At 72.9% G+C, this 12,414-nt stretch carries 9 protein-coding genes; 6 read left to right on the forward strand and 3 right to left on the reverse strand.

Annotation, left to right across the window (positions count from 1 at the left end; translation table 11 throughout):
- Window positions 1–159 precede the first annotated feature (159 nt).
- The gene (gene aceB, locus ND748_RS15050) at window positions 160–1,800 is read right to left on the reverse strand and encodes a malate synthase A (RefSeq protein ID WP_251746436.1); all 1,641 of its coding nucleotides are present in this window, start codon (window positions 1,798–1,800) and stop codon (window positions 160–162) included.
- A gap of 1 nt (window position 1,801) precedes the next feature.
- Entirely contained in the window at window positions 1,802–3,175 is a 1,374-nt protein-coding gene (aceA, locus tag ND748_RS15055; RefSeq protein ID WP_251746437.1) for an isocitrate lyase, read from the reverse strand.
- A gap of 188 nt (window positions 3,176–3,363) precedes the next feature.
- Between aceA and ND748_RS15060 the strand changes: the two genes are divergently transcribed.
- Window positions 3,364–4,845, forward strand: a complete 1,482-nt coding sequence (locus tag ND748_RS15060) for a short-chain fatty acyl-CoA regulator family protein (protein ID WP_251746438.1) — start codon at window positions 3,364–3,366, stop codon at window positions 4,843–4,845.
- 126 nt (window positions 4,846–4,971) lie between these two features.
- On the forward strand, window positions 4,972–7,158 hold the full coding sequence (locus tag ND748_RS15065) for an NAD-binding protein (protein WP_285902148.1): 2,187 nt from the start codon (window positions 4,972–4,974) through the stop codon (window positions 7,156–7,158).
- Between the two features lie 85 nt (window positions 7,159–7,243).
- Here the strand turns inward: ND748_RS15065 and ND748_RS34060 are convergent, their stop codons facing one another.
- Entirely contained in the window at window positions 7,244–7,369 is a 126-nt protein-coding gene (locus ND748_RS34060; protein WP_285902149.1) for a hypothetical protein, read from the reverse strand.
- A 44-nt stretch (window positions 7,370–7,413) separates the two neighbouring features.
- Here ND748_RS34060 and ND748_RS15070 point away from each other — a divergent pair, with 44 nt between their 5' ends.
- The 4 genes from ND748_RS15070 to folP form a co-directional block, all read left to right on the forward strand.
- Window positions 7,414–8,496: an ADP-ribosylglycohydrolase family protein gene (locus ND748_RS15070; protein ID WP_374215928.1), complete on the forward strand. Its 1,083-nt coding sequence runs from the start codon at window positions 7,414–7,416 to the stop codon at window positions 8,494–8,496.
- A 139-nt stretch (window positions 8,497–8,635) separates the two neighbouring features.
- The gene (locus ND748_RS15075) at window positions 8,636–9,616 is read left to right on the forward strand and encodes a carbohydrate kinase family protein (protein WP_251746439.1); all 981 of its coding nucleotides are present in this window, start codon (window positions 8,636–8,638) and stop codon (window positions 9,614–9,616) included.
- Between the two features lie 116 nt (window positions 9,617–9,732).
- Complete coding sequence (locus ND748_RS15080) at window positions 9,733–10,848, forward strand: DUF3616 domain-containing protein (protein ID WP_251746440.1); 1,116 nt, start codon at window positions 9,733–9,735, stop codon at window positions 10,846–10,848.
- 774 nt (window positions 10,849–11,622) lie between these two features.
- The coding region (gene folP / locus ND748_RS15085; RefSeq protein ID WP_251746441.1) for a dihydropteroate synthase at window positions 11,623–12,414 on the forward strand (792 nt) is incomplete at its 3' end.

Below are 12,414 nucleotides of genomic sequence, written 5' to 3' on the forward strand. Positions count from 1 at the left end.
CCCCCCCCCCCCCCCCCCCCCCCCCCCCCCCCCCCCCCCCCCCCCCCCCCCCCCCCCCCCCCCCCCCCCCCCCCGCGGCCGCGGCCCAGGCGGCTACGCGGGCGGGTGGCGGGTGATCGGTGGCGGCTGGCGGGTGGCAGGCGGCGCGTGGGTGGCGGGTCAGATCCGGGCGAGGGCGCGGGGGCGCTTCGTCAGGTAGTCGGTGTAGGCGACGGTGGTGAGGAACTCGGGCAGGGTCTCGCCCAGGGCGGTCTCGACGAACACCTCGCGGGCCTCGTCGAGGCGGTTCGGGGCGCCGCCGCGCTCGGCGCGCAGCACGGTCAGCTCCTCGGCAAGCAGCCGCTCAGCAAGTTCCCGGGTGACCGGGCGCCCGTCGGCGAGCCGCGTGCCGTGGTGGATCCACTGCCAGACCTGGCAGCGGGAGACCTCCGCGGTGGCGGCGTCCGTCATCACGCCCCCGATCGCCACGGCGCCGGTGCCACGCAGCCACGCGTCGAGGTAGCGCAGCGCCATCGCGATGCTGCCGCGCAGCCCCACCTCGGTGACCGTGCCGCCGGCCGAGGCGACGTCGAGCAGGTCCGCCGCGGTCACCGGTGCGTCGTCCGGCCGCGACCGGTCGCGCTGGTGGGGCACGGCACCGAGGCGGGCGTCGAACGCCTCGGTGCACACCGCCACCAGCCCCGGATGGGACACCGAGGAGCCGTCGAACCCGTCGTCGGCCTCCCGCCGCAGGTCCCGGCGGACCCGCTCGAGCGCGCGGGCGTCGACCTCGGGATCCCGGCCGGGGACGAACGCCGCCGTCCCCCCGATCGCGTACGCGCCGCGGCGGTGACAGGTCCGCACGAGCAGCGCGGTGTGGGCCCGCAGGAACGGCGCCGTCATCGTCACCTGGTCTCGGTCGGGGAGCACGAACCCTTCGCCCCAGGCGCCGACGGTCTTGAGGAGGCTGAACACGTGGTCCCAGCGGCCGGCGGTCAGGCCGGCGCAGTGCTCGCGCAGCTCGTAGAGGATCTCCTCCATCTCGAAGGCGGCGGGGATCGTCTCGATGAGCACGGTCGCCCGGATCGTGCCCCGCGCCAGGCCCAGGCGCTGCTGGGCGAACACGAACACGTCGTTCCACAGCCGGGCCTCGTGATGGCTCTCCAGCTTCGGCAGGTAGAAGTACGGTCCGCTGCCCCGGTCGAGCTGGCGACGGGCGCAGTGGATGAAGTACAGACCGAAGTCGACCAGGCTCGCCGACATCGGCCGGCCGTCGATGAGCAGATGGTGCTCGCGCAGGTGCCAGCCCCGCGGCCGCACGACGATCGTCGCCGGGTCCGGCCCGACCCGGTACCGCCTGCCGGCGGCCGTGGTGAAGTCGAGCCGGCCGTCGAGGGCGTCGAGCAGGTTGAGCTGGCCGGAGATCACGTTGAACCAGGTCGGCGCGGTGGCGTCGGCGAAGTCCGCCACCCACACCCGGGCCCCGGAGTTCAGCGCGTCGACCGTCGTCGTCCGCTCGGGCGGCCCGGTGATCTCCACCCGCCGGTCGGCCAGGCCCGGTGCCGCGCCCGCGACCTGCCACGACTCGTCGGCGCGGATGGCCGCCGTCTCGGGCCGGAAGTCGAGGACGGCCGCCCCGGCGGCGAGCAGCAGGCGCCGCTCGCGCCGGGCGGCGAGCAGGTCGGCCCACCGCGCGGCGAAGGCGGTGTCCAGCGCGATGAGGAATTCCAGCGCCGCCGGCGTCAGGATTTCCCGGAAACGCTCCCGAGGCTCACCGGGCTCGCCGATGACCTCGATCCGACCGCCGCGCGGTGCCGGCATGTCAGTGCCCCGCGCCGGCGCCGGTCGCGGTGAACTGCGCCTCCTCGGTGGAGCCGCGCAGCGCGACGGTGTCACTCGCCGGGTTGATGGCGGTGCTCACCAGGTCGAAGTAGCCGGTGCCGACCTCACGCTGGTGGCGGGTCGCGGTGTAGCCGTCGGCCTCGCTGGCGAACTCGCGCTCCTGCAGGTCGACGTAGGCGGTCATGCCCTCGCGGGCGTAGCCGTGGGCCAGGGAGAACATCGAGTGGTTCAGCGCGTGGAATCCGGCCAGAGTGATGAACTGGAACTTGTAGCCCATGTGGCCGAGTTCGCGCTGGAACTTCGCGATGGTGGCGTCGTCGAGATGCGCCCGCCAGTTGAACGACGGCGAGCAGTTGTAGGCGAGCATCTGGTCCGGGTACTGCGCCTTGATCGCCTCGGCGAACTCGCGGGCGATCTCCAGGTCCGGCGTGGAGGTCTCCATCCACAGCAGGTCGGCGTAGGGGGCGTAGGCGAGGCCCCGGGCGATGCACGGCTCGATGCCGTCGCGCACCCGGTAGAAGCCTTCGGCGGTGCGCTCGCCGGTGACGAAGGGCAGGTCCCGCTCGTCGACGTCGCTGGTGATGAGCGTCGCCGCCTGCGCGTCGGTCCGGGCGACGATCACCGAGGGCACGTCGGCGACGTCGGCGGCCAGGCGCGCGGCGTTCAGGGTGCGGATGTGCTGGCCGGTCGGGATGAGCACCTTGCCGCCGAGGTGGCCGCACTTCTTCTCCGAGGCGAGCTGGTCCTCCCAGTGCACCCCGGCGGCACCGGCCGTGATCATGGCGCTCATCAGCTCGAAGGCGTTGAGGACGCCACCGAAGCCGGCCTCGGCGTCGGCGACGATCGGCACCAGCCAGTCGGGGGCGTTGGCGACGCCCTCGGCCCAGGTGATCTGGTCGGCGCGCAGCAGCGCGTTGTTGATCCGGCGGACCACCGCCGGGACCGAGTTCGCCGGGTAGAGGCTCTGGTCCGGGTAGGTCTGGCCGGACAGGTTCGCGTCCGCGGCGACCTGCCACCCGGACAGGTAGATGGCCCTGAGCCCGGCCTTGACCTGCTGCACGGCCTGGTTGCCGGTCAGCGCGCCGAGGGCGTGCACGTAGTCGGTGTCGTGCAGCAGGCCCCACAGCTTCTCCGCGCCGCGCCGCGCCAGGGTGTGTTCCTCCAGGACGCTGCCGCGCAGCTTGATCACCTCGCCGGCGCCGTAGGTGCGTTCGATGCCCGCCCACCGCGGGTCCGTCGCCCACCCGGCGGCCAGCTCCTCGGCCGCCTGCGCTGCCCCGTTCGCGGCCCCGTTCGCCGCCGCGGTCCCCGTCGCGGTCCCCGTCGCGGTCCCCGTCGTCTTCGCCTCGGCCATGTCGATCTCTCCCTGCCCTGGAGTCGGAATAGCGCGGATCACCTCTTCTTCGAAGCTGTCACAGCGATTCGGCCTGGTCGAGCGGCCCAACGAGCCAAGTCCTGCGAATCTTCCGCGCCGCCTTTGCGAATCTTGCAAATGGCAGGTTGGCACCGGGTCGGCTATCCTCCCGGACAGAGAGGGAGCGGATGCAGAAGACTTTTGTCGGGACCCGGTTACGGGAACTGCGCGAGGAACGGGCCATGAGCCAGGTCGAGCTGGCGCGCCTGCTCGGCATCTCCCCCAGCTATCTCAACCAGATCGAGCACAACTCCCGGCCGCTGACCGTACCGGTCCTGCTACGCATCACCGAGGCATTCGGCGTCGACGCCGGCTTCTTCGCCGCGCACGACGTGACCCGGTTGATCGCGGAGGTCCGGGAGGTCCTCTCCGACGGCACGATCGGCCTGCAGGTGCCGGCCACCGATGCCGCCCAGCTCGCCGAGCAGCTACCGCAGACCGCCCACGCGCTGATCACGCTGCACCGCCGCTACCGCCAGGCCAACGAGCGGCTCGCCGCGCTCACCGGCGCCCGCGGGCCGGAGCCGGCGGGGCCCGCGCCGGCGCCGATGCCGGACGAGGAGGTCCGGGACTTCTTCTACCAGCGGCAGAACTACGTCGGCGAGCTCGACGAGGCCGCCGAGCGGCTGGCCGGCGAGATCGGCCTGACCCGCGGCCGGGTGCACGCGGTGCTCGTCGAGCGGCTGGCCTACCACGGCATTCGCGTGCACAGCCGCGAGCCCGGCCCGGACCTCGCGGGTTCGCGCGACGACGGCCGGGACGACGGGCGTGACCTCGACCGCGAACTCGACGTCGACGTGCTGCACCGCTTCGACCCCCAGACCCGGGTGCTGACCCTGTCCAGCCACCTGCGGCCCGGCCAGCGGGCCTTCCGGATGGCGCTGCAGCTCGCCTTCGCCGAGTTCGACGACCTGGTTACCCGGCTCGCCGACGAGGGCATGCTCAGCGGCCCCCCGGCCCGGACGCTGACCCGGATCGGGTTGGCGAACTACTTCGCCGCCGCCCTCATCCTCCCCTACAATGTGTTCCACACCACGTCCGAACGGTTCCGCTACGACATCGAACGGCTCTCCGAACATTTCGGCATGGGCTTCGAAACGATCTGTCACCGGCTCAGCACCCTGCAGCGCCCGCGGGCCCGGGGCGTTCCCTTCTCCTTCATCCGGGTGGACCGCGCGGGCAACATGTCGAAGCGCCAGTCGGCCACCGGGTTCCATTTCTCCCGAGCCGGCGGAACGTGTCCGCTGTGGAATGTGTACGAGGCGCTCGCCGCCCCCGGAAGAATTCACACCCAGATTGCCACGATGCCGGACGGACGCAGTTACTTCTGGATTGCCCGCACGGTCAGTCGGGGCTACGGCCGTTTCGGTCGTCCGGGCAAGACGTTCGCCATCGGGCTCGGCTGCGAACTACGCCATGCCAGCCGGCTGGTGTATTCGACCGGGCTCAATCTGGATGATCCGGCGGCTGCGGTACCGATCGGAATCGGCTGCAAGGTCTGCGAGCGGGTCGGTTGCGCGCAGCGGGCCTTCCCGCAGATCGGCCGCAGCCTCGCCCTCGACGAGAACCGCGGCACCTTCGCCCCCTACCCCGCCGACAGCAACTCCTGACCCGGACGGGTCGGCGCCCGCATGCGAGACTGACCTCTCACGGGATCAGTTGCATCGGCCCAGTACAACGCGGCATTCCATCGCCGTGGATCGTTCTGGACCCGGTGCCCGCGGGGAGAGGGAGGCATGCCGACGGATTCCGGTGAGTCCGATCGCGCCGACCTCTCAGGACACGCCGACCTCTCAGGACACGCAGGCCCCTCAGGACACGCCGACCCGCCGGGGCACGCCGACCCGTCCGAGCACGTGATCGTGGCCGGGCTCAGCGCGATGGGGCTGCGCCTCGCCGAGCAGTTGCAGGCGTCCGGCGTCGCGGTGGTCGCGGTCGACGACCGGCTCACCGCCGCCGCGCGGCGCCGACTGGAACGCTGCGGGGTCCGCGTCCTGCGCGAAAGCCCGCACGTGCCCGAGGTGCTGCGCGAGGCCGGCATCACCGCGTCGCTCGCCGTGGTGATCTGCCACGAGGCCGACCTCGACAACCTGGAGACGGCGCTGCTCGCCGCCGATATCGCCCCCGCCGTCCGGCTGGTCGTCAGCGTCCACAACCCGCAGCTCGGTGGCCAGCTCGCCGACGCACTCGCCCAGGTCCGGGTCCTGAACCTGGCGGAGCTCGCCGGGCCGAGCTTCGTCGAGGCCTGCGTGCGCTCCGACGTCACGCACGCCTTCACGATGGACGCCCGCGCCGACGCCGAGGTGTTCGCGGTGATCGAGGAGGAGATCACCGGACGGGGCGCCTTCCGGGCCCGCTACGGCGACCTCACCCCGATCGCACTGCGCCGCGCCGGTGCCCGACACGCCGAGATGCTCCCGCCGCGGGACACCCCGCTGCGGCCGGGTGACCGACTGACCGTCCTCGGCCGCCTCGCGGAGTTCGACGAGCGCGGCATGACCGTCTCCGGTCTGCACGACGCACGCCTGTTCGCGACCCTCGGTGCCGGCACCGCCGAACGCGGTGGCGTGTCCCGGGCCCGGCGCGGCACGACCGCGCGGCTGCGGGAATTCCGGTCCATCATCCGCGGGGAGCTGGACCGGCCCTTCCGGCTGGCCCTCGTCGCCGTCGCCGCGATCCTGCTGGTCAGCACCGTGGTGCTGTCGCTGACCTACACCGATCACAACCAGGCCGCGCCGCCCGACTTCGGCCCGCTCGACGCCCTCTACCTCACCGTCGAGACGATGGTCACGGTCGGCTACGGCGACTTCAACTTCGGCGCCGCCGACAAGTGGCTGCAGGTCTTCGGCATCGGGCTGATGCTGGCCGGCGCGCTGTCGATCGCGGTCGTCTATGCCTTCATCACCAACGTGATCATCAGTCGTCGACTCGAACGCGCGCTGGGCCGCGGCCGGGCTGGCGCGGTACGCGGGCATGTCATCCTGTCCGGCCTCGGCTCGGTCGGGGTCGCGACGATGGACGGCCTGGTCCGCGCCGGCCGCCAGGTGGTGGTGATCGAACGGGACGAGAACAACCGGTACCTGCCCGTGGCCCGCGAACAAGGGGTCCCGGTGATCATCGGCGACGCGACGGTGCGGTCCACCCTGCTGGAGGCCGGCCTCGCCCACGCGACCACGGTCGCCGCCCTGACCAGCGACGGGGTGGCGAACCTGGAGACGGTGCTGTCCGCCCGGGAGGCCCACGTCGAGCTTCGCGGCGCCCGCGCGGCCAGGGAGGCGGCGCGGCGCGCCGGCGGTCGCTCCTACGGCCGGCCCGGGTCACCCGAGGCACAGCCGCGCCAGGCCGGCCTGCGGGTAGTGCTACGGATCTTCGACACGACGATGGCCGACGAGGTCGAGCGCCGGTTCGGCATCCACACCGCCCGCAGCGCCTCGGCCCTGGCCACCCCGTACTTCGTCGGCGCCGCGCTCGGCTACGACGTGCTGAGCACCTTCTACGTGGAGCGCACCCCCTTCCTCGTCGCCCGGATGACCGTCAACAGTGGCGGGGCGCTGGTCGGCCCGACCCTGAAGGAGCTTTCCACCGGAACCCGCGTCCTTGCCGTCACCACAGCCACAGCCACAGCCAGTGTCGGCGCCGACGACAGCCGCAGCGACGATGACGGCCGCGGAGATGACGGCCGTGAAGATGACCGCGGTGAGGGGGCGGTCGTCGAGCCGGACTACCGGCCGGGCCGGCACACCCGCCTGCGACCGGGCGACGAGCTGCTCGTCGTCGGCCCCGTCACCCAGATCGTCGACATGGTTCGGCGCAACCAGCGCGCAAGCAGCCCCACCCAGCATCGTCCCACGTCCACCCCCGCGGCGGTGACACACAGCGACCATAACCTCGCCGCCGACCCGCCGGACGCCACCGGGAGCTGACGGGCGAGCGCTGGTGCTCAGTCGGCGTACTGGAGCTGCTCGGAGCCCATCCGACCCACCTGATCCGGGCGGACGGCCGCCCGACTCAATCCATGGTGACCTCGCGGTTCCGCGGAACCGCGCCGGTCAAGAAGAAGTCGGGGTGAATCAGGCGCTTCCCGTCCGCCGTCCCCACCAGCAGAATTGTCAGCGACTGGGTGGCGATCGTCATGAGAGGACGTCCGCAGAACTCATGAGAGACCAGGTGCGTGGCGCCTGCTGGGCGGCGCGCTGGGAGACGCGCTCGGCGCCGGCATCGAGTTCCAGTCGCTGGCCGACATCCGACGCGAACACGGGCCGGCGGGCGTGACCGGACCTACGCAGGCGTATGGGGTTCGTGCCCCGCTGACGGACGACACGCAGATGACCCTGTTCACCGCGGAGGGCCTGATCCGGGCGTCCGTGCGCGGCCGGTCGAAGGGCGTCGTCGATCCGCCCTCGATGCTGTGGGGCGCTTATCGGCGCTGGTTGACGACGCAGACGCGGCCGTTTCCCACCGACGGCGTACCGGCGGATGTCGATGGCTGGCTGGTGGCCCAGCCGGTGCTGTACGCGCGGCGAGCCCCGGGGAACGCCTGCCTTTCGGGCCTGCAACGCGACGCGATGGGCACCCTCGCGCGGCCGGCCAACCCCGACAGCAAGGGCTGCGGTGCCGTGATGCGCTCGGCGCCGTTCGGCCTGCTCCGGCGGGGCCCCGAGACCAGTTTCGAGCATGCGGTGGAAGGCGCTGTGCTCACTCACGGACATCCCACCGGCTACCTGGCCGCGGGAGCCTTCGCCTGGATCATCGCCACGGTCCTGGCGGGGGCGAGCATCGCCGAGGCGACGGTGTCGGCCCTCGCCCGGCTCTCCGCCGAGCGCAGCGGTCGTGAGGTGACCGCCGCGCTGCGGGCCGCCCTCAGCCGTGCGGCGCAGGGAGCGCCGACGCCGGAACGCGTGGAGTCGCTGGGCGGCGGCTGGGTCGCCGAGGAGGCACTGTCGATCGCGGTGTACTGCTCGGTGGCTGCGGCGAACGCGGCGGCCGCGGCGAACGCGGCGAACGATCCCCGGGTGGCGCTGCTCGCCGCGGTGAACCATTCCGGCGACAGCCATTCGACCGGGGCGATCTGCGGCAACCTGGTCGGTGTCGCAGGCGGCGAGCAGGCGTTGCCGGCAGACTGGGTTCGCGAACTCGAGGGCTACGAACTCGTCGGGCGGGTGGCCGACGATCTCGTGACCGAGTTCGAGAACACCGCAACCGTCGCGGACGCCTTCGGAGCGGCAACGACGCCGTGGGCCGCCCGCTACCCCGGCCACTGACACCGCCCGGGGCCAGTGGCTCGGTGTTCCGCGGAACACCGCACGCGGCCGGCCTGAACAGCGAGCCGCGAGACGGCCGAGGTGGGCGGCACTCGTGCACAGCCGCGCCGCCCCTGATCGTCGGACCGGTCATGTGGTCGTGGCCGGAGTGGTGAACGTGCAGCAGACGGTGCCGGTGGACGGATTTCCCCTCGCCTACGCGCCCGTTCGGTACACGACCGGGCAGCTGCGGCTCGCGGCCTCCGGCGTCGGGCTGAACGTCGCCAGGACGCTGGGCACGCTCGGTACGCCGGTGTCGCTGGCCGCCTTCGTCGGGGACGATCCGGCGGGGACGGTGATCCGCGCCGAACTGCGACGCCTCGGTCTGCTCGGCGAAGACGGGGACGAACACGGCTCGGGTCTCGGCGCCGGGGTGCTGCCGACGGCGAACAGCGCGATGTCCGCCGTCCTGGTCGATCCGTGGGGGAACCGGCAGGTGCACACCGACCTCGCCGACCTCGCCACGGCCCGCTACCCGCTGCCGGTGTTCCGTGACCTGCTCGCGGGGGCGCGGCTCGCCGTGTTGACGACCGTCGGCTTCGTCCGCGACCTGATCCCCGTCGCCCAGGCAGCCGGCGTGCCGATCGCCGTCGACCTGCAGACCATCGAGGATGCGGACGACGCCTACAGCCGCCCCTGGCTGGCGGCGGCGACCATCGTGTTCTGCTCCGCCGAGCGCTTCGCGGCCAGTCCCGCCGACACCGCCGCCGCGCTACTGAGCCGCTACCCGGCCCGGATCGTGCTCGTCGGGATGGGCGGCGACGGCTGTCTGCTCGCCATCCGGGATCACCCGCCGCGCCACCTGCCCGCCCAAGCCCCACACGGAGTGCTCGACACCACTGGCGCCGGTGACGCGCTGTGCGCCGGCTTCCTGCACTACTGGCTCGCCACCGGCGATCCCGATGCGGCGGCCCGGCGCGCCGTCGTCGTCGCCGGCTGCGCGGTCGGCTCCGCCGGCACGGACATCCACGTCACCGCCGGGCACGTCGACGACCTCCTGCGCGCCCCGGGCGGACGGCCCTCGGGCGCCGGCGGGGACCGTCGGGCGCCCGCTGACACACGGCGGTCCGGTCCGCTCTGAGCTGCGGTGTTCGTCGCATATCGGCTGCTCGACAGCGGCGGCGGAGCAGCGCGGATCCGCATTACGCTCCCCCACGGCGTCACGTGACGCCTGCGGAGATCAGCAGCGAGGGGCCGATGACCGCGAGGACGATTCCGATCCGTTTCACCGACGACGCCGGGGTGATCGACATCGCGGAGTCGCTGTCCACCCTCAAGGGGGACGGGCGCCACCTCTGGCTCGCCGGCGACGAGACGATCACCATCGAGCGGACGGCGCTGTCGCCGAGCGGGGACGGCTTCGTCGACCATGTCAGCTTCTCGGTCGCGGACTTCCTCCCGCTGCCGGAACCGCCGGAACCGGATGGCAGCCAGCTCGAGATCGACATCGAGGGCCTCGACCGGCACGGCGACTACCTCTGGTTCGTCGGGTCGCACGCCCGGACCCGCAAGCGGGTCAAGCCGCACCACGCCACCGAGCAGGCGCTGGCCCGGCTGGCCAAGGTGAGCAGTAACGCCAACCGCTACCTGCTCGGCCGCATCCCGGTGGTGGAGATCGACGGCGCGCCGACCCTCGTCCCCAGCGCCCCGGCGCCGGGTTCGCCGAGCGGGGCGAAGCTGACCGCCGGGGCGCTCGGCCTGACCAAGCAGAACCGACTCACCCGGGCGCTCAGGGACGACGAGCACCTCGGCCTGTTCCTGAAGATCCCGAGCAAGGACAACGGCCTGGACATCGAGGGGCTCGCGGTCATCGGGGAACGGATCTACCTGGGGTTGCGCGGCCCGGTGCTGCGTGGCTGGGCGGTGGTCCTCGAGGTGCGCCTCGCCGAAGGCGACGGCCCGGACCTGCTGCTCGCTCCGATCAGCGACAGCGACAGCGACGACGGCAACCGCGACGGCCGCCTGTACCGCAAGCACTTCCTCGACCTCGACGGGCTCGGCGTACGGGACATCCTCGCCCACGGCGACGATCTGCTGCTGCTCGCGGGCCCGACGATGGATCTCGACGGGCCGGTGCGGATCTACCGCTGGCGCGGCGCCGCGCACGCGCGCACGAGCGTCGTCGTCACCGATGAGGCGATCGAGCGGGTGCTGGAGCTGCCGGTCGGGACCGGCGACGACCACCCGGAGGGCATCGCCCTGATGCCCGGCGAACCGTCGGCGTTGCTGGTGGTGCACGACAGCCCGGCACCCCGGCGGCGCTGGCACCGACACGAGATCCTCGCGGACGTCGTCCCGCTGCCACGCGACTGAACCGTCGGCCGTCCGATGAACCGGCGGGCGTCCGATGAACCGGCGGGCGTCCGACCACGGTTTTCGTCCCCGACGATCGCCGGGCGTGTTCGAGGGCCCGGCGGTCTATCCGCCATCCGCCGACCACGGCAAGATTGGCGCACAGAATCACAGTCCGCCCCGCTCACCGCCCCGCCTGAGGTACGCGCGTGTCTGACGAGTTCGACCTGGCCGCCGTCACCTCCTGCGCGGAGTTCGGCCGTGTACTGACGGTCGTCCGGGAGCGGGCGGGGCTCAGCGTGCGCGACGTCGCCCGGAAGGTGAACGTCCCGGCCAGCACGGTCGGCGGCTACTTCGGCGGGTCGCACCTGCCCGGGCTGAAGCCGGCGAACCTCGTCGAGAACATGCTGTGCGCCTGCGGCGTCACGGACCCCGCCGAGCTGCGCCGTTGGGTCGAGACCTGGAGCCGGATCCGGCGCACCCGCCGGGGCTCCGGCGACGGCGGGCGGCTCGGCGACAGCGCTCGGGGTGACAACGCTCGGGGCGACAACGCTCCGGGCGACAACGCTCCGGGTGACGGGGGGACGGGCGGGCGGCTCGATACCGGCCGTCCTGCGCGGGCACCCGTCGACCGGGTCCGCGGCGACGAGAACGCGGCGGCCCTGACGATCGCGCCACCCGTGGCCCGGCTGGATCGGCTGCCGGCCGTGGGCGGGCCGGCTGTGTTTCTAACCCATCAGTCCGACCGGCTCGCACGATTTGCGGGCCGGCCGGGGCGGCCGGGGCGGGTGCCGCGTGAGCGGGACCGCCGAGGACCTGCTCGAGCCGGCTGGCCTCACCAAGGTGATGGGCGTCGTCAACGTCACGCCCGACTCGTTCTCGGACGGCGGCACCTTCCTCGACCCGGTGGACGCGGTGCGGGCCGGGCTGCGGATGGTGGCGCAGGGCGCGGATCTCATCGACGTCGGCGGCGAGTCGACCCGCCCGGGCGCGTCCCGGGTGGTCGCCTCGGAGGAGATGCGCCGGGTGCTGCCGGTCGTCGCCGAGCTTGCCGCGGCCGGGGTCCGGGTCAGCGTCGACACCAGCCGGGTCTCGGTGGCCGCCGCCGCCGTCGACGCGGGGGCGGTGCTGGTCAACGACGTCTCCGGCGGCTGCGACCCGGACCTGCTCGCCCTGGTGGCCGACCGCGGCGTCCACTATGTGCTCATGCACGCCCGCGGGCCCAGCGTCGACATGTCCAGCCGGGCCGTCTACGGCGACGTGGTCTCGGAGGTCACTGCCGAGCTTGCCGCGCGGCTGGAGACGGTCGTCGCCGCCGGGATCGCGCCGGAGCGGGTGATCCTCGACCCCGGGATCGGCTTTGCCAAGACGGCGGCGCACAACTGGGCGCTGCTGAACAACATCGATGCCCTCGCCGCCCTCGGCCGGCCGCTGCTCGTGGGCACGTCGCGCAAGTCCTTCCTCGGTACCGTCCTGGCCGCCGGGGACGCGGGGGCGCGGCCGACCGACGAGCGCGACGACGCCACCCAGGCGACCACCGCGCTGCTGGCCGCCGCCGGGGTATGGGCCGTGCGTGTCCACGCGGTG

The organism is Frankia sp. AiPs1, from assembly GCF_023716945.1.
Lineage (GTDB): Bacteria > Actinomycetota > Actinomycetes > Frankiales > Frankiaceae > Frankia.

Coding starts and splice junctions, on each gene's coding strand:
- aceB (WP_251746436.1), bottom strand. CDS start 1,800: ATGCCGGCACCGCGCGGCGGTCGGATCGAGGTCATCGGCGAGCCCGGT.
- aceA (WP_251746437.1), bottom strand. CDS start 3,175: ATGGCCGAGGCGAAGACGACGGGGACCGCGACGGGGACCGCGACGGGG.
- ND748_RS15060 (WP_251746438.1), top strand. CDS start 3,364: ATGCAGAAGACTTTTGTCGGGACCCGGTTACGGGAACTGCGCGAGGAA.
- ND748_RS15065 (WP_285902148.1), top strand. CDS start 4,972: ATGCCGACGGATTCCGGTGAGTCCGATCGCGCCGACCTCTCAGGACAC.
- ND748_RS34060 (WP_285902149.1), bottom strand. CDS start 7,369: ATGACGATCGCCACCCAGTCGCTGACAATTCTGCTGGTGGGGACGGCG.
- ND748_RS15080 (WP_251746440.1), top strand. CDS start 9,733: ATGACCGCGAGGACGATTCCGATCCGTTTCACCGACGACGCCGGGGTG.